The 25025-nt window shown below is 68.9% G+C and carries 18 protein-coding genes; 4 read left to right on the forward strand and 14 right to left on the reverse strand.

Translation table 11 applies throughout. The features are described from left to right. Positions 1 to 410 precede the first annotated feature (410 nt). Together tyrS and E0H73_RS44100 are read right to left on the reverse strand one after the other, a co-directional pair. Entirely contained in the window at positions 411 to 1715 is a 1305-nt protein-coding gene (tyrS, locus tag E0H73_RS44095) for a tyrosine--tRNA ligase (protein ID WP_131367077.1), read from the reverse strand. 59 nt (positions 1716 to 1774) lie between these two features. Next, positions 1775 to 2812 (reverse strand): App1 family protein, encoded by a 1038-nt coding sequence (locus E0H73_RS44100; protein WP_131367079.1) that lies wholly within the window; start codon positions 2810 to 2812, stop codon positions 1775 to 1777. Between the two features lie 122 nt (positions 2813 to 2934). Here E0H73_RS44100 and E0H73_RS44105 point away from each other — a divergent pair, with 122 nt between their 5' ends. Continuing rightward, complete coding sequence (locus E0H73_RS44105; RefSeq protein ID WP_238164669.1) at positions 2935 to 3894, forward strand: LLM class flavin-dependent oxidoreductase; 960 nt, start codon at positions 2935 to 2937, stop codon at positions 3892 to 3894. A 33-nt stretch (positions 3895 to 3927) separates the two neighbouring features. Here the strand turns inward: E0H73_RS44105 and E0H73_RS44110 are convergent, their stop codons facing one another. The 8 genes from E0H73_RS44110 to argC all read right to left on the reverse strand — a co-directional run bounded on the left by E0H73_RS44110 (position 3928) and on the right by argC (position 11906). Then, positions 3928 to 4605 (reverse strand): DNA-3-methyladenine glycosylase, encoded by a 678-nt coding sequence (locus tag E0H73_RS44110; protein WP_131367080.1) that lies wholly within the window; start codon positions 4603 to 4605, stop codon positions 3928 to 3930. A gap of 39 nt (positions 4606 to 4644) precedes the next feature. After that, positions 4645 to 6060: an argininosuccinate lyase gene (gene argH, locus E0H73_RS44115; RefSeq protein ID WP_131367082.1), complete on the reverse strand. Its 1416-nt coding sequence runs from the start codon at positions 6058 to 6060 to the stop codon at positions 4645 to 4647. An 11-nt stretch (positions 6061 to 6071) separates the two neighbouring features. Then, positions 6072 to 6581, reverse strand: a complete 510-nt coding sequence (locus E0H73_RS44120; RefSeq protein WP_131367084.1) for an arginine repressor — start codon at positions 6579 to 6581, stop codon at positions 6072 to 6074. Positions 6582 to 6657: 76 nt separating this feature from the next. Then, positions 6658 to 7593, reverse strand: a complete 936-nt coding sequence (argF, locus tag E0H73_RS44125; protein ID WP_131367086.1) for an ornithine carbamoyltransferase — start codon at positions 7591 to 7593, stop codon at positions 6658 to 6660. Next, complete coding sequence (locus tag E0H73_RS44130; protein WP_131367088.1) at positions 7590 to 8792, reverse strand: acetylornithine transaminase; 1203 nt, start codon at positions 8790 to 8792, stop codon at positions 7590 to 7592. Before E0H73_RS44130 ends, argF begins: the two co-directional genes overlap by 4 nt. Continuing rightward, positions 8789 to 9670, reverse strand: coding sequence for an acetylglutamate kinase (gene argB / locus E0H73_RS44135; RefSeq protein WP_131367090.1), 882 nt, complete (start codon positions 9668 to 9670; stop codon positions 8789 to 8791). The genes E0H73_RS44130 and argB overlap by 4 nt, the downstream gene beginning before the upstream one ends. Beyond that, entirely contained in the window at positions 9667 to 10869 is a 1203-nt protein-coding gene (argJ, locus tag E0H73_RS44140) for a bifunctional glutamate N-acetyltransferase/amino-acid acetyltransferase ArgJ (protein WP_131367091.1), read from the reverse strand. The genes argB and argJ overlap by 4 nt, the downstream gene beginning before the upstream one ends. Then, positions 10866 to 11906, reverse strand: coding sequence for an N-acetyl-gamma-glutamyl-phosphate reductase (argC, locus tag E0H73_RS44145; protein WP_131367093.1), 1041 nt, complete (start codon positions 11904 to 11906; stop codon positions 10866 to 10868). Before argC ends, argJ begins: the two co-directional genes overlap by 4 nt. A gap of 144 nt (positions 11907 to 12050) precedes the next feature. Here argC and E0H73_RS46865 point away from each other — a divergent pair, with 144 nt between their 5' ends. Genes E0H73_RS46865 through E0H73_RS44155 form a run of 3 tightly spaced genes read left to right on the forward strand, consistent with a single transcriptional unit; the run spans position 12051 to position 14068 of the window. Then, positions 12051 to 12605 carry a carboxymuconolactone decarboxylase family protein gene (locus tag E0H73_RS46865; protein ID WP_202867902.1) on the forward strand — a complete coding sequence of 185 codons (555 nt, stop codon included), beginning with the start codon at positions 12051 to 12053 and terminating at the stop codon, positions 12603 to 12605. Then, complete coding sequence (locus tag E0H73_RS46870; protein ID WP_202867903.1) at positions 12602 to 13516, forward strand: RNA polymerase sigma-70 factor; 915 nt, start codon at positions 12602 to 12604, stop codon at positions 13514 to 13516. Before E0H73_RS46865 ends, E0H73_RS46870 begins: the two co-directional genes overlap by 4 nt. Positions 13517 to 13549: 33 nt before the next feature. Beyond that, positions 13550 to 14068: a GNAT family N-acetyltransferase gene (locus E0H73_RS44155; RefSeq protein WP_131367097.1), complete on the forward strand. Its 519-nt coding sequence runs from the start codon at positions 13550 to 13552 to the stop codon at positions 14066 to 14068. A 247-nt stretch (positions 14069 to 14315) separates the two neighbouring features. Here the strand turns inward: E0H73_RS44155 and E0H73_RS44160 are convergent, their stop codons facing one another. The 4 genes from E0H73_RS44160 to E0H73_RS44175 form a co-directional block, all read right to left on the reverse strand. Beyond that, entirely contained in the window at positions 14316 to 20111 is a 5796-nt protein-coding gene (locus E0H73_RS44160) for an Ig-like domain-containing protein (RefSeq protein WP_131367099.1), read from the reverse strand. A gap of 102 nt (positions 20112 to 20213) precedes the next feature. After that, complete coding sequence (locus E0H73_RS44165) at positions 20214 to 22427, reverse strand: hypothetical protein (RefSeq protein WP_131367100.1); 2214 nt, start codon at positions 22425 to 22427, stop codon at positions 20214 to 20216. Beyond that, positions 22424 to 23389: a glycosyltransferase family 2 protein gene (locus E0H73_RS44170; RefSeq protein ID WP_131367102.1), complete on the reverse strand. Its 966-nt coding sequence runs from the start codon at positions 23387 to 23389 to the stop codon at positions 22424 to 22426. Before E0H73_RS44170 ends, E0H73_RS44165 begins: the two co-directional genes overlap by 4 nt. 56 nt (positions 23390 to 23445) lie before the next feature. Then, on the reverse strand, positions 23446 to 25014 hold the full coding sequence (locus tag E0H73_RS44175) for a gamma-glutamyltransferase (RefSeq protein WP_238164670.1): 1569 nt from the start codon (positions 25012 to 25014) through the stop codon (positions 23446 to 23448). Positions 25015 to 25025 lie beyond the last annotated feature (11 nt).

Raw genomic sequence — 25025 nt, forward strand, 5'->3', positions numbered from 1 at the left:
AGCAGAAGACCATCCGAAGCCCATGAACGGGGATAATGCATCTTTCGGCATTGACTTTCGGCACGCTGTTGAGTTCTCAAAAATCGGGCGCACACCGCGTCCGGGCTTCTCAGCCAGGACCCCGGGGCAACCTGCGCTACCTTACCGGATCAGAACCACCGGGTCAAGACCCAATTTTTCTGACCTTCCACCCGCATCCAAGCTACCGCCCCGGGTCAGACGACACGGTTCGGCTCAGCTAGCCTTGGGGGGTTCGGAGCGACCGGCCGCTTTCGCGTCCCGCGCCTCGCTCCAACAAGAAGAAGATTACGTGGCTCGCAGGTAGCCGGTCAAATCGGTTTCCGGTGGGCTGAATCACACGGCTGTAATTTGCCCTCGGCATCCCAGATGTGGGAGTGGAGCCGGCCACCTCAGCCCTGCGCCGCAGACGCCAGAACCCCTGCAAACGAACGCTTCCCGCGCCGCAGCACCAGCACCCCACCCGGCAGCAGGTCATCCGTCCCCGGCACGTACTCGGCGTCCTTCACCTTCTCGTTGTTCAGGTAGCCACCGCCTTCGGCCACCGTGCGCCGGGCGGCGGACTTGCTGGCGACCAGGCCGGACTTCACGAGCAGATCGGCGTACGTCGGCATCGGTTCGCCGGCGCCTAGTTCGACATGGGGTGCTTCGCGGAGTGCGGCGACCAGTGTGGAGCCGTCTAGGGACGCCAGCTCCCCCTGGCCGAAGAGCGCCTTGGAGGCCTCCTGCACTCGTCTGGTCTCCTCCTCGCCATGCACGAGCGTGGTGACGTCCTCCGCGAGCAGCCGCTGGGCGTCACGCGCCTGTGGACGTTCGGCTGTCGCCTGCTCGAGCGCTGCGATCTCCTCCGCCGTACGGAAGGTGTAGAAGCGCACCAGCTGCATCACATCGCGATCGTCCGCGTTGAACCAGAATTGGTAGAACGCGTACGGCGAGGTGAGCTCCCGATCCAGCCACACACTGCCGGACTCCGTCTTCCCGAACTTGGTCCCGTCGGCCTTCGTCACCAGTGGCGTGGCCAGTGCGTGTGCCTTGCCCGATTCAGTACGGCGGATGAGCTCCACACCAGCGGTCAGGTTCCCCCACTGGTCGCTCCCTCCGGTCTGCAGCGTGCACCCGTACCTCCGGAAGAGCTCCAGGTAGTCCAGCGACTGCAGCAGCACGTAGCTGAACTCGGTGTAGCTGATCCCCTGCTCCAGCCGCGCCTTCACCACTTCACGGCCGAGCATCCGGTTCACCGGGAAGTGCTTGCCGATGTCCCGGAGGAAGTCGAGGGTGTTGAGGTCCTTGGTCCAGTCGTAGTTGTTGACGATCCGTGCCGGGTTCGGCAGTCCGGTGTCGAAGTCGACGAACTTCTCCACCTGGACGCGGACCTTCTCGACCCACTGGTGGACGACGTCCTTCGGGTTGAGCACCCGCTCGGAGCTCTCCTTCGGGTCCCCGATCAGGCCGGTGGCCCCACCGACGAGGCCGATCGGGTTGTGGCCGGCGAGCTGGAGCCGGCGCAGCGTCAGGAGCTGCAGCAGGTTGCCCATGTGCAGGCTGGGTGCCGTCGGGTCGAAGCCGACATAGGAGGTGATCGGTCCGCTCGCCATGGCTGCCCGGAGGGCGTCGGGATCGGTGGAATGCGCGATCAGGCCGCGGGTCTCCAGGTCGTCCAGCACCTGGGTACGGCGTTCGGTCCCGCTGTCGGTCACTTGTCTCTCCTCGAGTACGACGGTCAGCTACAAGTGTCCTGTACGACGGGGTGCCGGGGTCAGGTGGGTTCCGGGCGGGTGAGGACGCTGCGGAGTTGCGGACGAAGCGCATGCCCGTCGGGACCATGGACTGTGGCGGCTGTCGGGCGCTGTGGGTCGTGAGCACCCGGGTCCGGGTTCGGGACGGGCAGACCGTGCGACAGCACCTGCTCAGCAGGCGTCAGCTGACGGATGCCGATGGCCCGGACGTGATCCGGGTGCGTCTGCGCGAAGTCGCCGTACAGCTGGGGGTCGTGCTGGCCGTCGTCGCCGACGAGGACCCAGCGGACGTTGGGGAACTCCTTGGCCAGGCGGCGTAGGGCGGTCCGCTTGTGCTCCTGGCCGCTGCGGAACCATCCGGTGTTGGTCGGCCCCCAGTCCGTCAGCAGCAACGGCCCCACTGGGTACCCGTGCCGGGCCAGGAAGCGGGTCAGCGTCGGCGCCGTGTTCCAGGCGCCCGTGGACAGGTAGAAGATCGGCGCACCGGGGTGGTCCGCGAGCAGCTCGTCGTACAACTGGGCCATGCCCGGTACGACGCGTCGCGCCTGCTCATCGCGGACGAACGTGTTCCAGGCCGCGATCATCGGACGCGGCAGCATCGTCAGCATCACCGTGTCGTCGATGTCGCTGACCAGTCCGAAGGTGGCGTCCGGGTCGGGCACGAACACCCGCGCCCGCGCCTGCCGGTCGCCGTGCACACCGAGGTCGATCTCGTGCCACCCCGGCGGCAGCACCACCGGCACGGTCAGGTCGACGAATCCGCCCCGGTCCGTGACGGCGTCGAACGTCTGCCCGCCCACAGTGACGGTCACCGCGACCTTGGTCGCCGGTGCGGTGACGAAGACACGCCAGCCGCGCATCACCTGGTCCTCTTCGAACCGCGGCTGGTTGCGCGGGTCGCGACCGAGGACGACCCGGGCCAGCACCCGGACGAAATCCGAGGTGCCGTAGCCGACGTGCGGAATGATCCGCTCCCGCCAGCCGCGCCGCCGCAGGATCGCTTGCACCCCGATGTTGAACCAGTCCTCGAGACGGGACGCGTAGTGCGGACGGGCCATACTCCGAACCTACCCGGACCAAGGTCCCCTACGCCTGCTCCCCCGGCGGCGCGGGACGACCTTTACCAAACTGCTCGCAAAGCCCTTTGAGAACTGTCGGACCAGCCTCCTAGGGTCTTCGCATGACACCGACCTCAGCCGCCATCGGGATGTGCTTCCCGCGCACGTTTCCCGCCGCCCTGGTGACCGACGTGGCCCGCCGCCTGGACACCGGCGGCGCGGACGAACTGTGGATCATCGAGGACTGCTTCTACACGGCCGGACCGTCCCTGGTCTCGGCCGCGCTGACGTCGACCGAGCGGCTCAAGGTCGGCCTCGGCATCGTGCCGGCGGTGGCGCGTACGGCGGCCGTCACTGCGATGGAGTTCGCCACGCTGGAGGCGCTCGGACCGGGCCGCTTCCTGCCGGGCATCGGTCACGGTGTGCAGGAGTGGATGGGTCAGATGGGTGTCCGCCCGAAGTCGCCACTCACCACGCTCGAGGAGGTGACGACCGCGGTCACCAAGCTCCTCGCCGGTGAGAACGTGAGCTTCCAGGGCAAGGCGGTGTACCTCGAGGACGTGAAGCTGGACGCGCCTCCGGTCGAGCCGCCGCCGATCCTGCTCGGCGTGATGGGACCGAAGTCGATGGCGCTGGCCGGCCGGGTCGGTGGCGGCATCGTCCTCGCCGAGCCGGCCACTCCGCCGTACGTGCGGCAGTCGGTCGAGTACGCCGGATCGCCGGAGGGCTTCGTGGTCGCGGTGTTCAGCGCCATGTGCATCCGCAGCGACCGGAAGGCGGCGTACGAGTGGACGGCGCCGTGGCTGGGGTGGCGGATCAACGACAACCACCCCGGGGTGACCGCGCTGCCGTTCTTCGCGGACATGAAGAAGCTGTACGACGAGTCAGGCGCCGACGGGCTCGTGGGGATGCCGACTGACTGGTGGACCGAGATCGGTGCCATCGGCACGCTCGACGACGCGGCCGCGCACATCCAAGCGCTGGAGGCAGCTGGGGTGCACCACATCGGGCTGTTCCCGGACCCGGAGGTCGAGCACGGACTCCCCCAACTCGACCACGTGCTGGAACTGGCGAAACGCTAGTGTCCTGAGTCGGAGAACCTCCGACTCAGGACACTAAGCCCGACGCTTCGGCACATGCGGACGGTACGGCGACACCGTCGGGTCACCGGGGATCCAGAACCGCCAGTTGCGGTCGGCGGCCTCCCGGAGACCGACCCGGGGACCGGTGGACGGTTCGCCGTCGAAGCCGGGACCGGGCAGCAGTTGCACGCTCGAGCCCTTGGCCAACAGGTCGACGCCGTTGTGGTCCCGGCCGATGCCGAGGGCAACGCACAGCCGCGCCGGCCCGCGGGCCAGGTCGCGGTCCGGGTTCACCTTCGGACGCTTGACGACCGGCCCCTGCCGGACGCCGGCCTGGTTGAACTTCACCTGTGGGGTCTCCAGCGGCCCGCGACGTACGCGGGCCAACTCGACGCCCTCGATGATCTCGCCGGCCCGGAGCAGGACGGCCGACGGCTGACCGTCCGGTCCGACGCTGACGTTCATGCAGAAGTGCATGCCGTAAGTGAAGTAGACGTACAGGAAGCCTGGCGGGCCGAACATCACCGCGTTGCGCGCGGTCTGACCCCGGTACGCGTGCGAGCCGGGGTCGTTCGGACCGTCGTACGCCTCGACCTCGGTGAGACGGACTGCCACCGTGCCTTCGTTCGAGGTGCTGCGCAGGACCATGCCGAGGAGTTTCGGGGCCACTTCGAGGACGGGATCCGCGAGCAGCGAGCGGCGTACGGGCATGCGCAGCACCCTAAGCGAACGGGCCGACAGAACCTGCGTTCACCCGAGACGAGCGCTGTGAGCCGTGACCCGGGCTCGAAGCTCCGCGAGTTGTTCGACGACACGTTCCTGAGCCGTGCCGCCGCGGGTGTTGCGAGACGCGAGCGAGCCCTCGACGGTCAGCACCGAGCGGACCTCCGGCGTGAGGTACGGCGAGATCGCGGCAAGGTCCTCGTCCGTCAGGTCCCACAGCTCGATCCCGCGCTTCTCGCACTCCTGCACGCACGCGCCGGCCAGCTCGTGGGCGACCCGGAACGGAATCTTCTGCCGGACCAGCCACTCCGCGATGTCGGTCGCCAGCGAGAACCCCTGCGGCGCCAACTCCTCCAGTCGCTCGGCGTTGAAGCGCAGCGTCCGGATCATCCCGGTGAACGCCGGCAGCAGCACCTCGAGCGTGTCGATGGAGTCGAAGACCGGCTCCTTGTCCTCCTGCAGATCCCGGTTGTAGGCGAGCGGCTGCGCCTTCAGCGTCGCGAGCAGGCCGCTCAGGTTGCCGATCAGCCGGCCCGCCTTGCCCCGCGCGAGTTCGGCGATGTCCGGGTTCTTCTTCTGCGGCATGATGCTCGACCCGGTCGAGAACGCGTCGTCCAGTTCGACGAAGCCGAACTCCTTCGTCGCCCAGATGATCACCTCCTCGGCCTGCCGGGACAGGTCGACGCCGATCTGCGCGGTGACGAACGCGAACTCGGCCACGAAGTCGCGCGACGCGGTCCCGTCGATCGAGTTCGCCGACGAATCGGTGAAGCCGAGCTCGAGAGCAACGAACTGCGGGTCGAGGCCCAGCGAGCTCCCGGCCAGCGCACCCGATCCGTACGGCGAATCGGCCGCGACGCGAGCGTCCCAGTCGGCGATCCTGTCGAGATCACGGATCAGTGGCCACGCGTGCGCGAGCAAGTGATGCGAGAGAAGAACCGGCTGAGCGTGCTGCAGATGCGTCCGCCCCGGCATCGCTACACCGAGCTGCCGCGAAGCTTGCTCGGCGAGCGTGTTCACCTGCTCCAGCACCAGCCGGCTGATGACGCGGCCGTGCTCACGCAGATAGCTCTTGAACAGCGTGGCGACCTGGTCGTTGCGTGACCGGCCGGCGCGCAATCGCCCGCCCAGCTCGGCACCCAGCCGATCGAGCAGCCCGCGCTCGAGCGCCGTGTGCACGTCCTCGTCGTCCTCAGCCGGCAGGAACTTCCCGGTCAGCACGTCGTCGAGCAGCCCGTCCAGACCGGCCAGCATCGCGGTCAGGTCCTCGTCGGTCAGCAGCCCGGCCCGGTGCAGCACCTTGGCGTGCGCTTTCGACCCGGCGATGTCGTACGGCGCGAGCCGCCAGTCGAACTGTGTCGACTTGCTCAGCGCTGCCAGCGCATCCGCCGGCCCTCCCGCGAACCGCGCACCCCACAGGGCCACACCTTCTCCGGTACTCAACTCACAGTTCCTTACTTGGGTTCGCGGGCTGCCAGGGACAAGAAGCGGGTGGCGAGGGCGGGGCCGCCGGTGGGGTTGCGGGAGACGACCATCACCGTGTCGTCGCCGGCGATGGTGCCGAGGACGTCGTCGAGGCCGACGTGGTCGATGGCCGACGCGAAGTACTGGGCCGCTCCCGGCGGAGTGCGCAGGATGACCAGGTTCGCGCTGCCTTCGGCCGACACCAGGACTTCGGACGCGACTCTGGCCAGGCGCGACTCGAAGGCGGCAGCCTCACCGGCTCGCGGCGAACGGTCGCCGCCTTCGCCTGGTACGGCGTACACGAGTTGGCCGGACGAGTCGCGGACCTTGACCGCGCCGATCTCGACCAGGTCGCGCGAGAGCGTGGCCTGCCCGACGACCAGTCCGGACGCGGCGAGCAGGTCCGCCAGCTCAGTCTGCGATCGCACCGGCTGGCGGCCGAGCAGGTCGATGATGCGCTGCTGGCGCGCCGCCTTCGTAGTCGGAACGGCGATGCTCATCCACGTCCTCGCTTCGCTCCGGGCGCGGATGAGACACGAGGCGCGCTGTGCTTGATGATGAACTCGCTGCGCTCGTTCATGATCCGAAGCTCCTCGCCAGCAGCCAGGACAGCAGCGCCTTCTGGGCGTGCAGCCGGTTCTCGGCCTCGTCCCAGACCACCGACTGCGGTCCGTCGATCACGGCCGCCTCGATCTCCTTGCCCCGGTACGCCGGCAGACAGTGCAGCACGATCGCATCGTCCGCGGCCTTCGACATGAGCTGCTCGGTCACGGCGTACGGGACGAACGGCGCCTCCCGCGCGCTCGCCTCCGCCTCCTGACCCATCGAGACCCAGGTGTCGGTGGCAACCACGTCGGCACCCTCGACGGCCGCGTACGGATCCGCAGTCCAAGCGACCGAGCCACCAGTTCCGGCGGCGATCTCCGCGGCGCGAGCCAGGATGGCCGGGTCCGGCGGGTACTCCGCCGGTGAGCCGACGACCACGTGCATCCCAGCCGTCGCACCACCGAGCAGGTACGAGTGCGACATGTTGTTCGCGCCGTCCCCGAGGTACACGAGCTTCAGCCCGGCCGTCGTGCCCTTGTGCTGCCGCACGGTGAGCAGGTCGGCGAGGATCTGGCACGGGTGGAACTCGTCGGTCAGCGCGTTGATCACCGGCACCCGCGACGCCGACGCCATCTCATCGATCCGGCTCTGCCCGGACGTCCGCCAGACGATCGCCGCGACCTGCCGGTCGAGCACCTTCGCGGTGTCGGCGATCGGCTCGCCGCGCCCCATCTGCGAGGTCTGTGCGTCGATGATCAGCGGTACGCCGCCCAGTTCGGGGATCCCGACCGCGAACGAGATCCGGGTCCGGGTCGAGGTCTTGTCGAAGATCACCGCCACCGTCTTCGGCCCGGCCAGCGGCTGGTGCCCGTAGCGGTCCTCGGACAGCTGCTGACCCAGCGTCAGGACCTCGTCCTGCTCGACCGGGCTCAGGTCGTCGTCGCGGAGAAAGTGCCGAACAGTCATGCCGCCCCCACGTGGTCGAGCAGCCCGGGCAGGGCCGCAACGAAACTGTCGGCATCAGCCTTGCTCAGGATGTACGGCGGCGCCAGCCGCAACGCGTTCGGAATCGGGTTGTTGATCACGAAACCGGCCTCCAGCGCCAGCGCGGCCACCTGGTCCGACACCGGCTGGGTCAGCTCGATCGCCAGCAGCATCCCGCGGCCACGGACGTCGGCGATCAGCGGGTGGTCGAGCGCGATGATCGACGAGGCGAGATGGTTGCCGACAGCATTCACCTGCGCCAGCAGCCCGTCCCGCTCGATCACGGTCAGCACCGCCAGCCCGGCGATCGCGGCGACCGGATTGCCACCGAACGTCGTCCCGTGGTTGCCCGGCTGCAGCAGTTCCGCGGCCGCGCCGAGCCCGATGCAGGCACCGATCGGGATCCCCGCACCCAGGCCCTTCGCGACCGTCACGAGGTCCGGCGTGATGCCCTCGGTCTCGAACGCGAACCAGGTCCCGGTCCGCCCGATCCCGGTCTGGATCTCGTCGATCCACAGCAGCGCTCCGTGCGCAGAGGTGATCCGCCGCGCCGCCTGCAGGTACCCGGGCGGCGGTACGACGACACCGTTCTCGCCCTGAATCGGCTCCAGGATGACCGCCGCCGTCTCGTCGTCGACGGCTGCCGCCAACGCGTCGGCATCGCCGTACGGGACGAACTCCACGTCTCCGGGCAGCGGCGCGAACGCCTCGCGGTACGCCGGTTTCCAGGTCACCGCGAGCGCGCCCATCGACCGTCCGTGGAACGCACCGACGGTGGAGATGATCTTGGTCCGGCCGGTCCGCCGGGTGATCTTGAACGCCGCCTCGTTCGCCTCGGTGCCGGAGTTGGTGAAGAACACCTTGCCCGGGGCATCGAACAGACCGAGCAGCTTCTCGGCCAATGCGATCTGCGGCGCGGAGGCGAAGAAGTTCGAGACATGGCCGAGGGTCGCGAGCTGCGACGTCACCGCGGACACCACGAACGGGTGCGCATGGCCGAGGCAGTTCACCGCGAGTCCGCCGAGCAGGTCGAGGTACTTGTTGCCGTCGGCGTCCCACAGGTAGGCGCCTTCGCCCCGCACGAGCACGCGCTTCGGCGCGCCGAACGTGTTCATCAGCGCGCCCGTGTAGCGCTCGGTGAGCGCCGCCTGGGTGCCGTCGACGGTGAGCAGTTCGGTCATGACGGGATCACCTGGGTTCCACTTCCGGCGTCGGTGAAGATTTCCAGTAGCAGCGAGTGCGGCACCCGGCCGTCGATCACGGTCGCCCGGGAGACGCCCGACTCGACCGCACGCAGGCAGGCCTCCATCTTGGGCACCATCCCGGAGGCCAGCTTCGGCAGCAACTCGGCGAGCTCGGTGGCGTCGATCTGGGTGATGATCTCGTCGCTGTCCGGCCAGTTCCGGTACAACCCGGCAACGTCGGTCAGGACGACGAGCTTCTCGGCGCCGAGCGCGGAGGCCAGCGCGGCCGCCGCGGTGTCGGCGTTGACGTTGTGCGCCTGACCGTCCTCGTCCGGTGCGATCGTCGACACCACCGGGATCCGGCCGGCGTCGATCAGGTCGACCACCGCCTCCGGCCGTACGTGAACCACGTCGCCGACCAGTCCGATGTCGACCGACTCGCCGTCGACCAACGCAGTACGACGTTCCGCGGTGAACAAGCCGGCGTCCTCACCGGACATGCCGACCGCGAACGGGCCGTGCGCGTTGAGCAGGCCGACCAACTCCCGGCCGACCTTGCCGACCAGGACCATGCCGACGACGTCCATCGCCTCGGGCGTGGTGACCCGCAGCCCGCCGCGGAACTCACTGTCGATACCGAGCCGACCGAGCATGTCGCTGATCTGCGGTCCGCCGCCGTGCACGACGACGACCCGGACCCCGGCGTACCGGAGGAAGACGATGTCCTCGGCGAACGCGCGCTTCAGCTTGTCGTCGACCATCGCGTTGCCGCCGTACTTGACGACCACCGTCTTGCCGTGGAACTGCTTCAACCAGGGCAGCGCCTCGGTCAGGACCGCGGCCTTCTCCACCGCATCCGCATGACTTGTGCTCATGAGGAGTACGCCGAGTTCTCTTCGACGTACGCGTGGGACAAGTCGGTGGTGAGCACTGTGGCTGAGGCTGGGCCGGCGTGCAGGTCGATGACTACGTCGATCTCGAGGCCGCTCAGGTCCGCCTCGGAACGGTCGACGCCCTTGCCGCCGGCAACGCAGATCGGCGCACCATTGAGGGTGATGTCGAGCAGCGACGGGTCGAACGCCGTCGGTGCGTTGCCGACAGCCATCGCGATCCGTCCCCAGTTCGGATCGGAGGCGAAGAACGCGGTCTTGCAGAGGTTGTCCTCGGCAACGACCTTCGCGGCGGCCAGCGCCTCGGCCTCGGTGGCGGCGTTCCGCACGGTGATGCTGACGTGCTTGGTGACGCCCTCCGCGTCGGCCTGCAACTGCTTCACCAGGTCGGCGGCGAGCGTGGTCAGCGCGACCTCGAAGGCCTCCGGGGTGACGGTGACTCCGGACGCGCCCGAGCTCAGCAGCAACACCGTGTCGTTGGTCGACGTTCCCCCGTCGACGTCGAGCCGGTTGAAGGTCTTGCCGACTGCGTTGCGCAATGCGTGGTCGAGGTGCGGCTGATCGAGTACGGCGTCGGTCGTGATGACGCTGAGCATGGTCGCCATGTTCGGCGCACACATGCCGGCCCCCTTCGCGAACCCGCCGATGCTCCAGCCGTCGGGGTGTGTGAGCACAGCCTGCTTCGGCACGTTGTCGGTCGTCATGACCGCAGTCGCCGCCGCCAACCCATCTTGAGCACTGTCACCCAGAGCAGCCACGGCCGCGTCGATGCCCGGGATCAGCGCGGCCATCGGCAGCCGTTCGCCGATCAGGCCGGTCGAGCAGACTCCGATCTCAGCCGCTCCAACCCCAAGCACCTCGGCGAGCTTCTCCGCGGTCAGGTGCGTGTCCTGGAATCCCTCCGGTCCGGTGCAGGCATTGGCGCCACCGGAGTTCAGCACGACGGCCTTCAACTTACCGGCGGTAAGTACCTGCTGGGACCACAGCACCGGCGCCGCCTTCACCTTGTTGGTGGTGAAGACACCGGCGGCGACGTCGTGCGGTCCGTCGTTGACGACGACGGTGAGGTCCGGCGTACCGGCCGGTTTGATCCCCGCGATCACCCCGGCCGCACGGAAGCCGGCCGGCGCGGTGACCCCGGCGCTCCGATCGACTTGGGTGGACGGGGTGACAGCAAGCGTCACGGTGCAACTCCGATGAGGGGAAGGGCCAGGGTCTCGTCGAGTCCGGTGGCCAGGTTCATGCACTGCACGGCGCCGCCGGCAGTGCCCTTGGTGAGGTTGTCCATCGCGGCCACGATCACGGCGCGGCCGGTGCGCTGGTCGAGCGTGACCTGCAACTGCACGGTGTTGGCACCGAGAGTGGCCTGCGTCTGTGGCCATTGCCCCTCGGGCAGCAGGTGCACGAACGGCTCGTTGCGGTAGGCATCCTCGTAGGCCTGCCGCAGCGTCGCGAGATCGGTGCCATCGGCAACCGGTGCGCTGCAGGTGGCGAGGATGCCCCGTGCCATCGGCACGAGCACCGGGGTGAACGAGACGCTCACCGGCTGCTCGGCGTACGGCGTGAGGTTCTGCTCGATCTCCGGGGTGTGCCGGTGGGTGCCGCCGATGCCGTATGCCGATGCGGATCCCATCACCTCGGCACCGAGCAGATGTGGCTTCGGTGCCTTGCCCGCGCCGGAGGTCCCGCTGACCGCGACCACCACCAGTTGGCCGGGATCGACGAGACCGTTCTGTACGGCGGGGAGGAGCGCGAGGGTGGAGACGGTGGGATAACACCCCGGTACGGCGACCCGGTTCGACCCGCGGAGCTTGTCCCGTTGACCCGGCAGCTCCGGCAGTCCGTACGGCCACGAGCCGGCGTACTCGCCGCCGTAGAACTCGACCCACGCCTCGGCCTCGGTCAGCCGGAAGTCCGCGCCGCAGTCGATCACGGTGACTGTGTTGTCGATCGCGCCGAGTTGCCCTGAAATCTCTGCGGACTGTCCGTGCGGCAAGGCCAGGAACACCACGTCGTGACCGGCCAGCGTCTCCGGCGTGGTCTCGACCAGAATGCGCCCGGCCAGGGGCACGAGATGTGGGTGGTGCGCGCCGAGCGCCGTACCGGCGTTCCCTCCGGCGGTGAGTGCGCCGATCTCCACCTCGGGGTGCCCGCTCAGCAACCGGAGCAGCTCACCCCCTGCATACCCACTGGCACCGGCGACCGCCACCTTCACGCTCATGTGAATGAGTATGCCAGACCTTGGAAAAATATCCAACCGATCCTGGACCGCCGCCCTGTCCATCCTGGCCTGTGACACACGTCATGTCACGGCCGGGCGGGTAGCGCGTGTCCGCAAGGGGGACGACGACCTGAGGAGGACGGGATGGCCCGGATCGAGCTGGAGCACCGCAAGACATGGTTCGTGCGGATGGTCGAGTGGAGCAGCCGGAGGATGTACCGCAAGGTGCCGGATCCGGCGAAGGTGGCGCTGCACAACCGGCGGGTGCTGGTGTCGACGATGCTGCTGGAGGGGTCGGCATCGCGCTGGAAGAAGCTGGACCCGACGCTCAAGGCGCTCGCGGTGATGATGCCGTCGGCGCAGATCGGCTGCAGCTGGTGCATGGACTTCGGCTACTGGGAGTTCCACCACCAGGGTGTCGACCCGGCGAAGCTGCGCGATGTGCCAGGCTGGCGGGACAGCGACGTCTACACGGATCTGGAGCGCGCGGTGATGGAGTACGCCGAGGCGATGACGGTGACCCCGCCAACGGTCACCGACGAGCAGGTCGAGCGCCTGCGCCAGGACCTGACCGACGAGCAACTGGTCGAGCTCACGGCGCTGGTCTCGCTGGAGAACTTCCGGTCCCGCAGCAACGCCGCGCTCGGACTGACCAGCCAGGGCTTCAAGGAGTTCTGCGAGCTGAGGCCGGCCACGTGACCGAGGACGGCGCGGATCTCGCGGACGAGCAGCTCGCCCGCGAGTTCGACGAGCACCGCGCTGTTCTGGTGGGAGCGGCGTACCGGGTCGTGGGCAGTGTCACCGACGCGGAGGACGTGGTCCAGGAGGCCTGGCTGCGGTGGGCCGCGATCGACCACGGCGACATCCGCGACCCGCGGGCGTACCTGATCCGGATCACCACGCGGCTCGCGCTGAACCGGCTCCGGGAGCAGAAGGCCCGGCGGGAGCAGTACGTCGGACCCTGGCTGCCCGAACCGATGTCGCCGGAGCTCGACGCGGATCCGGCGGCGGTCGTGGAGCTGGCGGACTCGGTCAGCATGGCGATGCTGGTTGTCCTCGAGACGCTCTCGCCGCTCGAGCGTGCGACGTTCGTACTGCGTGAGGTGTTCGATCTCCCGTACGACGAGATCGCGGACACGCTCGGCCGGTCGGAGAGCGCGGTCCGGCAGCTCGCCCACCGGGCCCGGGAGCACGTGCAGGCGCGGCGGCCGCGGCATCACGTCGACAAGGCACGGCACAGCGAGCTGACCGTGCAGTTCATGGCGGCCGCCGGCACCGGCGACTTCGAGCAGGTCGTATCGCTGCTCGCGCCGGATGCGGTCCTGGTCAGCGACGGCGGCGGCAAGAAGAAGGCGGCCCTCCGGCCGATCCAGGGTGCGGCGAAGATCGTCCGTTGGCTGTTCGCGGTGATCGCGGAGAACCCGACCTTCGAGATCCGGATGGCGACCCTGAACGGCGAGACCGCGGCCATCGCGTACGACGGCGACGAGCCGGACACCGTCGCCTTCCTCGAGATCACCGACGGCCTGATCACCGAGCTGTACCTGGTCCGCAACCCCGACAAACTCACCGCCGTTCCACCCCGCCACACTCTCGACCCCCAGTCGTAGACTATCTGCAACTGAGTCGCATCTGGAGGTGGCGTGAAGTACCTTGAGGTCGAGCCGGACGCGGCACTGGACCCGACACTGCGGGCGGACCTGCTGGACACCTGGATCGGCGCCACCGACGCCGGTGGGGCAGTCGGCTTCACGGCACCAGCACCGGTCGAGCTGGTGGCGGAAACGCTGGACGAGGCACTCGGCCGGGTCGCGGCAGGTCTGGACGTCCTCGGCGTACTCCACAACGGATCGCGGTACGTCGGGATGGGGCTGCTCGTGACGCGCGGCAGCGCCCTGCAGTCGCACTGGCGCACGGTGCTGCGAGTGATGGTCCATCCCGCGCATCAGGGCAACGGCGCCGGACGGCTACTGATGGAAGGCTTGCGCGGCTCGGGTGTCGACCTCGGCCTGCAGCAGTTGCAACTGACGATCCGCGACGGCCTCAGCCTGGAGAAGTTCTACCAACCCCTCGGCTACCGCATCGTCGGCCGCCACCCACGAGCCATCCTGGTCGCCCCGGGCGAGTATCGCGACGAGATCATGTTCGTCCAGGACCTCTGACCGGACCGGTGCGTCCGCACGCTCCAGGTAGCCCCGGCCAGGGCGCTAGTGACAGGCGGCTGGTACGACCTTGTGCACAGGTCGACCACATCAGCGGCAGTCTGATGATTGATCGGTGCACAAGGTCGTGGCGGTACGGCGACCTGCTCGCCCGCACCTCCGGCTCACCTGCACCGGACTCGTGGCTGGTGGTTGATGCGATCTGCGCGGAGCAGTCAGCTGTCAGCAACCTCTTGACCGGGCAGGCTCAGCGGCGGGCGCGGGCGAGGGCTAGGAGGGTGGCGCCCAGGGCGGTGAGGAGGGTGCCTAGGGTCACGAGGACTGCAGGTGGGCCGCCGGTGGCGGGGAGTTCGGTGTTGTTGAGGGGTTGAGGGGCTGACATGGGTGGCGCTCCTAGGGTGACCTTGACCGGGGCAGTGACTGCGGCACCGGTTGCGTCGGTGCGCTGGTACGACACCTTCGCGGTTCCGGTGAAGCCGGCCGTCGGGGTGAGGCTGATGGTCCCGTCCGGAGCGACGGTCCAGGTGCCGGAGGCGTCGGTGACGCGCTTGGTACAGGTGGCGGCGCCGGCGCGCAGACAGACCGTCCCCGGGTTGATCGCGCCGTCGTCGTTGAGCAGCGGGTTGACCGCGACCGGGTTACCCGGCGTACCGGTGGCCGTGTCCGCCGTTGCCTTCGCGAGGATCGGCGCGGCCACGGTGACGTCGACCAGCGCCGTGTTCGACGTACCGTTCGCGTCGGTGACCCGGTAGGCGAGGGATCGCGTCGTACCGATGAAGCCCTTGGCCGGGGTGAAGGTGATCGTGCCGTTCGCGGCCACCACGAAACCACCCTCGTCCGGAACGATCACCGCCTTCTTGTCCTTACCGTCCGCCGGATCACGCAGTACGACGGAGTCCGGCGTAAGCGGCGCGGAGGCGTCACCGGGTTTGTCGTTGCCCAGCACTGCGATGACGACGGCCTGGCCGAAGCCGGTCCGGGCGCTGTCGTCGACGGTGACCGGACGCACCGGCACCACCGTCACCGTGATCGTCGCGCGCGCCGAGTTCCGGTTGCTGTCCTTCACCTCGTACGCCGCCGGCCGCGCCGTACCCGTGAACGTCGCCACCGGGCTGAACGTCACCTTGCCCTTGGCAACCGACCACTCCCCCTGCCCGGCAACCATCACGTCGTCGACCAGTGCGCCAGCCGGACCGACCAGCAGCAAGGTCGCCGGATCCAAGGTCGCATCCGGTCCCGGCTTGTCGTTCGCCAGCGGGTCGACCGTCACCGCCACATGTTGCTTGGTCCGCGCCGCATCAGGCGTCGCCACTGGCCGATCCTGGACCGTGACCGTCAGCGAGGCCGCCCCGATCGTCCCGTTGCTGTCGGCCACCTGGTAGCCGACCGGCGTCGTCGTACCGGCGAACCCATCCACCGGCGCAAACCGGATCCCACCCGACGGCTGGACAGTGAACAACCCCTGCCCCGGAACCTCCAGCGACGTCACCGGATCGCCGGTCGCCGGATCGAGCAACCGCACCTCGCCGACCGCGAGCGGTGCCGACTCGTCACCCGCCTTGTCGTTGTCCAGCACCGCGACGTTGACGGCAGTCTCGAAGGGCGTCGACGCGCTGTCGTCCGCAGCGACAGGCACCACCGGCGTCACCGTCACCACGACGGTCGCAGTCGCCGAATTCCGGCTCGTGTCCGTCACCCGGTAGACGATCGAGACGACACCGCCGTACGCCGGCGCCGGATCAACCGTGAGCTTCCCGGTCACCGCATCCACCGCGAACGCGGCCTGCCCCGCGATCGTTGCCGTCCGCCCCCACCGCCCCGTGCTCACGTCGTACACCTGGACTGAGGTCTTCTCCAGTTGAGCTGCCGTGCCCGGCTTGTCGTTGCTCAGCGGATCGACCGTCGTCTTCACGTTCTGCTTCGTGGCCGCAATGTCAGCGACCGCCTCCGGACCCTTGCCGACTGTGAGGAACAGCAGCCCCTCGGCGGTCGACCCGTTGTCATCGGTGATCCGGTACGTCGCCGGAGTTGTCACCCCCTGGTAGTCCTTGACCGGAGTGAAGGTGATCGACCCGTCGTCCGCCGCGGTGTAGCGGCCCTCACCAGGCTGCGTGATGGTCTTGCGATATCCACCGGCCGGATCCTTCAACACCAGGCTCGTCCGAATCAATGGCGCCGACGGATCACCAGCCGTGTCGTTCGCCAGCACGTCGACCGTGATCGGGTGGTTGTACGGCGTGATGCCCGAATCGTCCACGGTCACGGGCCAGATCGGGGTGACGGTCATCGTCAGCGTCGACGCCGAGAAGTTCCCGTTCGAGTCGGCGACCCGATAGTTGATCGCGAGCGCCTTGCCACGGAACGCCGGCAGCGGATCGAAGACCACCGCGCCACTCGACTGCACGGTGTAGGTGCCCTGGTTCGCCACCGTGACCTTCTTCAGGTACCCCGCCGTCCGAGCGGCCGGATCCAGGAGGCCGACCGACGAAGGATCGAGCTTGGCGTCAGTGCCCGGGCTGTCGTTGGACAGCAGGTTCACGGTTACGGTGACGTCCTGCAGCGTGGACGCGGTGTCCGCAACCGCAACCGGCGGCAGGCCGACCGTGATCCACACCTTCGCCGTGGTCGGCGTTCCATTGCTATCGGCCACTTGATAGGTCAGCGGCGTACCCGGACCGCGGAACGTCGCGCCCGGATCGAAGGTCACCACTCCCCCGGCCGCCGTGTAGACGCCCTCGTTCGGGATCGCGACCTTCGCCTTCAACGACCCATCCGACGGATCGGTGAGCAGCAGACTGCCTGGGACCAGCGGAGCGGTCACGTCACCCGGCTTGTCGTTTGCAAGCGCCTTGACCGTGACGGTCTTGTCGTACGGCGTTGTCGCCACATCGTCGGCCGCGACCGGAGTGATCGGGGTGACCGTCACCGTGATGGTCGACTTGGCGGCCTGATCGAACCAGTCCGTGACGCGGTAGGTCAGCGTGGTCGCCGTACCGGTGAAGCCCGGCAGCGGGTCCACGGTGACCGTGCCGTCGGGATTCACCTGGTAGCTGGCCTGACCAGGGATCTTCACCAGCTTCTTGAGGGAGCCGGCGGCCGGATCGAGGAGGGCCAGACTCAGCGGATCCAGGCCGGTGCCCTGTCCGGCGGTGTCGTTCGCGAGCGGGTCGACGTTCAGCCGCATGCCCTGTTTGCCGGTTGCGGTGTCCGGTTTCGCAGTCGGTGCGACCGGTTTCGCGATCGTGACGGTGAGCATCGCGGTGGCCAGCGAACCGTTCACGTCCGAAACGCGGTAGGTGATCGCCGCCGCGACCCCGGTGTACGTCGGCAGCGGGTCGACCTCGATCTTCCCGTCCGGCGTGACCGTGAACGTCGCCTCGCCGGCGACGACGACCGTCGTCTTCGGCTGATGGCTCTTCGGGTCCAGCAGCCGCACACTGCTCGGGACCAGCGGGACGGCCGGATTGCCCGCGGTGTCATTCGCCAGCACCGCGACCGAGGCTGTGGTGTCGTACGCCGTACTCGCGGTGTCGTCCGTGGCATCGGGCTGGACCTTCGTCACCCGGACCGCGATCGCCGCCGTTCCGAGCGCGCCGTTGCCATCAGCAACCTGATAGGTCACCGGCGTCGCGGGACCACTGAAGGTCCGGACCGGCTCGAACAGGATCCGGCCGTCCGGTCTCGCCGTGTACTTGCCCTGCCCAGGGACGACGACCGACGTCGCCGGCTCGGAGCGGGTCGGTGCGATCAACCGCACGCTGCCTGGCACCAGGGCCGACCCGGTCGGGCCGGGCTTGTCGTTGTCCAGCACGGGAACCAGCACCGGCACGCCCTGCAGGATCGTGACCGCGTCCGGATTCGCGACCGGCGGACCGGGCGCGTCAACCGAGACCGTCAGCGAGGCCCGCGCCGCGGTCCCGTTCTTGTCCAGCACCTGGTACATCAACGCCGTGCCGACGCCGTGGAAACCGCGCACCGGACGGAAAGCGATCTTGCCGTCGGCCACCAAGTACGTCGCCTGCCGCGCGATGGTCACCTGGTCGACGAGCTTCTGGCTGATCGGATCGACGAGCCGCAGGCTGGCGGGGTCGAGCGGTGCATCAGGAGAGCCGGGAAGGTCGTTGTCCAGCACCGGTACGACGGCGTCCGTGTCGAACGGCGTGGACACGGAGTCGCCGTTCGCCGTGGGCTTCACCGGGGTGACCGTGACGACGAGCGTGGACTCGGTCGTCTGCTTGGTGGTGTCGGTGACGCGGTAGCCGATCGACGTACCGACACCGGTGAACTGCGGCTTCGGCACGAAGTCCACCGCGCCGCTGGACTTGACGGCGTACTCGCCCTCGCCGGGGATGACCACCGTCTTCTTGAAGGTCGCGTCGGCCGGGTCGCGGAGTACGACGGAGCCGGGGACGAGGGTGACGCCGGGGGCGGCGTGGTCGTTGGCGAGCGGCTCCAGCGCGATGCTGACGTTCTGCGGGGTGGTCGCGGTGTCAGGCGTGGCGACCGGACCGGCGGGCAGTGCGACGGTGACTGTCAGGGTCGCGGTCGCCGTACTGCCGTTGCTGTCGGCAACCCGGTAGGTGACCGGCTTGGCCAGGCCGACGAAGCCCGGGACCGGGTCGACGTCGATCTTGCCGTCGGACCTGGCGACGTACTTGGCCTGGCCGACGACGTTCACCATCTCGACGCACCTGTTGCCGTCGACGAGGCAGAGCGAGCCCGGTTCGAGTGGCGCGTCCGGGTCGCCGGGCTTGTCGTTGCCGAGGACGTTGACGATCTGGCCGGTGTCGAACGCGGTGGTCGCGGTGTCGTCGAGCAGGATCGGCGGTGGCGGCGGGGCGATCGTGATCGGGTGATCCTCGACCTCACCGGCGTCGGCGGCACCGGTCGGTTTCTCCACCTGCGCGTCGTTGTAGCCGATGCGCACGCGCGCGTACGACGCTCCGGCCTTGGGGCGAGCGAGTTTGCTCCAGTTGAGGGTGGCCGCGCCCTGACCGGAGGCGAACGTGGTGCAGGCGCGCTCGGTCGGTTGGAAGGCGCCGTTGCGGTCGAGGTCGATCCATGCGCAGACCCGGCCCGACTTGGACGCGCCGCTGACGGCAACGGTCGCGGAGTAGGCGGTCGCGTTGGTGCGGAGCGGCTTGAAGGCGACGCCGTCGTCAGCCTGATCCGGCGTCTGAGGACCGGTGGTGCCATTGGCAACGGTCGCGTTGTCCTCGGAGGCGTCCTTGCCGAGGCGTACGTCGCTCAGCACCGACCAGGCAGCGCCGTACGACTCGGGGGCGTCGCCGAAATCCTCGCCTGTGGACGCAACCACGGAGAACGCGTCGCCGGAGGTCGAGGTGTTGAACGCGGGGAGCTTCGAGTGCTTGGTGAAGATCGCGGTCACGTCGAAGCTGAGCTTGGTGGCGACGCCGTTGATCCGGACGGAACCGCAGGCGGCGCTGGCGGTGGCGTCGGGGCCGCCGGCACCGGTCTTGGTGTTGACGCAGTTCGGACCGGCGTCATGGTTCGCGGCGGTGATCGTGTCGCTGGTGACGGCGAGGTTGTTGCCCTGGCCGACCTTCGTGAGGCTCAAGCCGGCGGTCGTGAGCTTGAGCACCGAGTGCAGCTCGGACTGGGCGGTGGGTCTGTCGCTCACGGTCTGCGTGACCGCGCCGCCGATCCCGGCCAGGTGGAGCACCGGGTTGCGGACCGGCTGCGAGAACGCGATCGTCACCGTGCCGCGGTCGCCGCAGCTTCCGGTGGACGCGCAGGTCCCGGTCTTCACCACGAGATCCTCGGCCGGCGTCGTGCGCGCGACCGGCGGTGCGTACGTGGTCGGCGCGATCCCCCTCACTCCCGCCGTCGTCGCATCCACCAACTCCGTCTGCCCGGTCACGCTGATGGTCTGCTTGAGCCCCGACCCAGGCATCACCGCAGTCGCCGAGTCCCCCTGCACGAACGGCGCGGAAGGCACCTCGTAGGCGGTTGCGTCCACGCATGGCAGGGCGAGCAGGCCGAACACCAGCAGAATGGATGTGCCCGGTCGCGTCGCCCGCATGTGCAGCCCTCCCGAGCAATCACGTTTCCGCATGCTTCGGCCGCGGGGCGGGCGGGCCAGCGTAGAAGTAACGGCCTACGCTGGCCCAATGTTACGGGCTAATCACTCTCCGAGGTCGTAGATCCGGACCTTGCCGATGCTGTGTCGCAACGTGGCCAGCCGGTCGAGCTCGGCGGACACGGTCCCGTCGCGGGCGTCGGCGTACAGCCAGCGGACGTCGTACTCGTCGCGGAGCCGGCGGAGGCGGTCCGGTGTCGGCGTGGCGAGTGTCTCGGTGGTGAGCGCGACCCGCTCCGGCCAGGGCGACGGCTGTTCGGTGTACCGGCGGCCGCCGACACCCTGCTCGGCCATCGCCTGGTTCGTGTACGCCCAGCCCTCCATCAGCGTCCGGCGGCCGGCGATCCCGGTGACCAGATACCCGCGGGCATCACACCCCGGCGTCTGTCGGCCGGCCGGACGGCACCAGGTGTTCGTGGCAACGACATCGGTCGGCGCGGAGTGCTTCTCCAGCCATAACGCCGCCATCGCCTCATCCCGATACACCCACCAGTGAGGCGCCCGGTGCGTCTGCGACCTCTCGGTGTCGCCATGCGCCGCACTCTGCAGGAACGAACTGATCGGTGAGATCGCCAGCAACATCAGTACGACGAGCAGCCCACCACCCGCCTGCCGGAAGAACAGCCGCCACACCAGCAACAGCACGACCGTCAACGCCAGTACGACGAGCAGCACGCGAGTGCTCAGCCACAGTTGACGGCCCCGCGAAGCAGCCGGCACCCCCCTCGCCCACACCAGCAGGCCAGCACAGACCACCGACACGACGAACGCCGTGACCGCCACCGGGATCGGCCGCTCGGCCGCACGGACACTGACGGCTGCGAACCAGCCCGCTGCGGCCAGACTGAACGGCGCGGTGGTGTAGATGAAATAGGACTCACTCACCGACGGATGGTCGATCAGGAGGTACCCGGCCCAACCGGCGATCATCGCACCCAGCAGGAACCACGCGACCGGATCCCGCCGTCCGGCGACGCCGAAGCCGGCCCACGCCATCGCCTGAAGCGTGAGCAGTACGGCGAGCAGCAGCGTCAGCGTCCCGATCACCGCACCATGCGCCAGCGCCGGCAGGATCAAACCGCCCTCCCCCGGCGGTGTCGTATCACCGGTCGCGGCCGTGTAGACGGGCAGCGACTTCAGGACCGCAAGGAACTGCAGCCGCGAACCATTGGTGCTCCCGGCAACCGTCAACAGCGTTCCAGCGCCGACCGCCACGAGCACGACACCGGCGACGATGATCCGCCGCGGAACCCGCCGGGTCGTCACCAGCAGGAACACTGCGGCGAGCCCAACCCCTCCGACCAGCAGCGGCAACACCGTCGGCTTCGACCCACCGCCGACGATCGCGACCGCGATCACGACCACCCACAACCAGCCTCCGGCGTTCCTGAACAACAGCTCGATCAGGAACACCGCCGCAGTCACACAGGCGACCAGCCCGAAGGTCTGCGACGGGCTGAGGAAGGTGACCGGAGGTGCCAGATTCACACTCGTGTCGAAGAACAAGTACAACTGCGGCGCGGCCAGGGCGATCGCCGCGAGCAGGCCGGTCCACCAGGTGCGACTCACGATCCGCGCCAGCGTCGCGCACACCAGCAGTACGACGACCAGCCACGGCAGCAGCCACAACCGGAAGAGCACGACCATCGGCGTCAGCCGAGTGATGTCCACCGCCCCGGCCATGTCGGCGTTCGCGAACCAGTGGTACTCCAGCCGCTCCCCCACCACTTGCGGCAACTCCGGCGGCACCGACCGGGTCAACTCGTTCACCAATGACAGGTGGTAGAGCAGGTCCGGATAGTACGCCGACCCGTCCGGTGGCATCGGGTGATATGCCAGTACGCCGACGGTGGTCGCGCCGACCATGACTGCCGCCGACACCGCCAGTGCCCAGGTCCACGCGACCGGCAGTGGCTTCGGGTCGGCGATACGCCAGCACCCGCGCAGGCGTCGTACCGAGGCGAACGCGATCAGGACCAGCAAGGGCCAGACGATCAGCCAGCGCTGCCAGCCGAGTGCGGTGAACAGAGCCCAGCCGATCAGCTGCCAGGTCGCACCGACGACGGCGCCGAGGCCGAGGTCCTCCGCCCAGTTGCCGGTACTGCGCCAGGCCGCACGCAGGAGGAGAGTGCCCGGGAGTGCGGTCGCCAGCGCGAAGTAGACGGCGTACTTGACGATGGGGCCCGGTCCGACGTCGACCGAGAGCAGCCCGATGACCGCGACCAGGAACGGCAGCAGCCAGGGGAGGGACCGCTTCATCGGCGGTGTACCGGTTCCTGATGTCCTTGGTCTTCGAGGCTGTCGTAGCCGACGAGGAACTGTGGCCGGCGCTGGCTGGACTGGAACAGGCGGGCGACGTACTCGCCGAGCAGGCCGAGGCAGAGCAACTGGATCGCGCCGATCACGCTCACCGCAAGCACGGTCGACGTCCAGCCCGGGACGCCGTGGCCGGTGAGCTTGATGACGAGTGCGCCGACGACGAACATCACCGACAGCAGACCGCCGAGCAGACCGAGCCAGGTCGCGAGCCGCAGCGGTGCCGCGGAGAACGCGGTCACGCTGTCGAACGCGAGCCGGAGCATCTTGGTCAGGTTGTACTTCGTCGTCCCGGCAGCCCGCTCAGCGCGGACATAACGCACCTCGGCGCTCGGGAAGCCGAGCCACGGGATGACCAGGCGGAACACGCGGCCGTCCTCGGGCAGCGCGTTCACCGCATCGACGACGCGCCGCGACACCAGCCGGAAGTCGGCCGCGTCGAACGGGATGTCCTTGCCGACCAGGCGGCACATCAGCCGGTAGTAGAGCCGCGCCGTCGTCCGCTTCGGCCACGAGTCACTCGACCGGTCCGAGCGAACGCCGTACACGACGTCGACGTCCTGCTCGCGCGCCGCGGCGAGGAACTCGGCGATCACCTCCGGCGGGTCCTGCAGATCAGCGTCGATCGTGACGACGTACCGACCGCGGGCACGCCGGAAGCCGGCCGACTGGGCTGCCTGGTGGCCGCTGTTGCGGAGCAGCCGTACGACGCGCAGCTGCGGCCAGCCGTTCGCGGCCTCGAGCAGGAGCGCGGCGGTCCGGTCCCGGCTTCCGTCGTCGACGACCAGCAGCTCGTAGCTGATCCCGAGTCCGTCCAGCAGCGGGTGCATCCGCTCGAAGAAGATCGGCAGCACCTCTTCCTCGTCGTACATCGGTACGACGACGGAGAGCTCAGGGTCCGGCATGCTCTGCAGACCTTCCAGTTCGAACGGCCGAAGGGATGACCTTACTCATGTCGCGCTCAGGTCGGCGGCGAGATGGCGACTCCGCCGGTCCGGCGCGGATCGCCGACCGCGACCAGTCCGTCGGCCGGATCCCAGAGCGCGGCCGCGACACCGCCGAAGTACATCGAGTGCGGCGGCATCGGCCGGGTCGGCAGCGAGGTTGTGCCGGCCACCTCGAGGTCGTCCTCGTAGTCGACCACCACGTCCTGGCGGACCCGCACGTGCAGCCGCGGATGCTCGACCGCGTCCGCCAGCGGCAGACCGCCATGGGTATAGAGCGCGTACACCTGGGCCAGCGCGGTCGGGATCCGGTCCGATCCGGGTGAGCTGATCGCGAGCACCGCACCGTCGCTGTCGCGTCGGGCCACGCTCGGCGCCATGTTGGACGTCAGCCGGGTCCCAGGCGCCAGGCTGTGCGGGCCGCCGTGCAGCAGCTCCTGCTCGCCGAGCGCGTTGTTCAGCCAGATGCCGGTGCCCGGCGTCAGTACGCCGGATCCGTAGCCGGACGAGACCGTGATCGCGCAGGCATCGCCTTCGTCGTCGACCACCGAGACAGTCGCCGTGCTGGGTGAGCTCAGCGCACGCAGGTCACCGGCCGCGGCGAGATCCAGCAGCTTCTTGGCCTGCAGCTGACGCTGGTCCTCCCCGTCGAGCTCGGCGAGCCGTTGCCCGAGTACGGCGTACTGCACCTCGACGAGCCGCTCGAGCTCGGACTGGTTCCAGCTGCCGTCCGCGGGTACGCCGTCCAGCAGCGCGAGCATCGCAGCGACGGCCACTCCCCCGACGGCCGGCGGCGGGTTGGTCGCCAGCCGCCACCCGTTCTGCCGGACCATCAACGCCGGACGTACGACGGCCTCGTACGCCGCCAGGTCCTCGGCGGTCAGGATGCCGTCGTTCTCGGCCATGTCGTGGATCAGCAGCTGGGCGAGTTCGCCGGTGTACATGGTCTCGGCACCGTCGCGGGCGATCAGCTCGAGCGCCTCGGCCAGCTCGGGGATCACCAGTGTGGTGCCGGCCTTGATCACCGAACCGTCTTCCTCGTGCACGACCCGATGGCTCGGGTGGTGCCAGCCGAAGATGATCTCGTGGGTGAACCCGAGGTAGTAGCCCGACGTCCGGCTGAGCGGGAACCCGTTGCGGGCGACGTCGATCGCGGGCTGGACGACCTCGCGCCAGGGCGCCTTCCCGGATCGCCGGTGGGCCAGGTCGAGTGCCTTCATCCCGCCCGGGGTGGCGACGGACCCGTGCCCGACGGTGGTCGTCGTACCGCCCCCGTAGTCAGTGGTGACGTCCCAGACGCCCTGGCCGAACCGATCGGCGGGCAGGCCTCGGCCGGGCATCTCCACCCAGCCGTCGATGGTGACGGCGTCGCCACCGGCCACCTGCAGGGTGACGAAACCGCCTGAGGCCGGCGAGACCACGCCGATCTCGTTCACCATCGTCACCAGGGTGGCCGCGATCGCGGCATCCACCGCGTTGCCACCTTCTGCCGCGACGCGAACGCCCGCCTCGGCCGCCGCCAGGTTGGGCGCGGCGACCGCCACCCTCGGGTGCCCCGCGGTCATCGCGTCCGCCGCCCCGGGCACGCCGCCCCCCG

Source organism: Kribbella pittospori (assembly GCF_004331465.1).
Lineage (GTDB): Bacteria > Actinomycetota > Actinomycetes > Propionibacteriales > Kribbellaceae > Kribbella > Kribbella pittospori.

What these genes read in the sequence shown, in the direction of transcription:
- E0H73_RS44120 (WP_131367084.1), bottom strand. Translation starts at nt 6,581, where the DNA reads ATGAGCATCGCCGTTCCGACTACGAAGGCGGCGCGCCAGCAGCGCATC.
- argB (WP_131367090.1), bottom strand. Translation starts at nt 9,670, where the DNA reads ATGAGCACAAGTCATGCGGATGCGGTGGAGAAGGCCGCGGTCCTGACC.
- E0H73_RS44170 (WP_131367102.1), bottom strand. Translation starts at nt 23,389, where the DNA reads ATGCCGGACCCTGAGCTCTCCGTCGTCGTACCGATGTACGACGAGGAA.
- E0H73_RS44130 (WP_131367088.1), bottom strand. Translation starts at nt 8,792, where the DNA reads ATGACCGAACTGCTCACCGTCGACGGCACCCAGGCGGCGCTCACCGAG.
- E0H73_RS44105 (WP_238164669.1), top strand. Translation starts at nt 2,935, where the DNA reads ATGACACCGACCTCAGCCGCCATCGGGATGTGCTTCCCGCGCACGTTT.
- E0H73_RS44165 (WP_131367100.1), bottom strand. Translation starts at nt 22,427, where the DNA reads ATGAAGCGGTCCCTCCCCTGGCTGCTGCCGTTCCTGGTCGCGGTCATC.
- argF (WP_131367086.1), bottom strand. Translation starts at nt 7,593, where the DNA reads ATGACTGTTCGGCACTTTCTCCGCGACGACGACCTGAGCCCGGTCGAG.
- E0H73_RS44160 (WP_131367099.1), bottom strand. Translation starts at nt 20,111, where the DNA reads ATGCGGGCGACGCGACCGGGCACATCCATTCTGCTGGTGTTCGGCCTG.
- argC (WP_131367093.1), bottom strand. Translation starts at nt 11,906, where the DNA reads ATGAGCGTGAAGGTGGCGGTCGCCGGTGCCAGTGGGTATGCAGGGGGT.
- E0H73_RS44100 (WP_131367079.1), bottom strand. Translation starts at nt 2,812, where the DNA reads ATGGCCCGTCCGCACTACGCGTCCCGTCTCGAGGACTGGTTCAACATC.
- E0H73_RS46865 (WP_202867902.1), top strand. Translation starts at nt 12,051, where the DNA reads ATGGCCCGGATCGAGCTGGAGCACCGCAAGACATGGTTCGTGCGGATG.
- E0H73_RS44110 (WP_131367080.1), bottom strand. Translation starts at nt 4,605, where the DNA reads ATGCCCGTACGCCGCTCGCTGCTCGCGGATCCCGTCCTCGAAGTGGCC.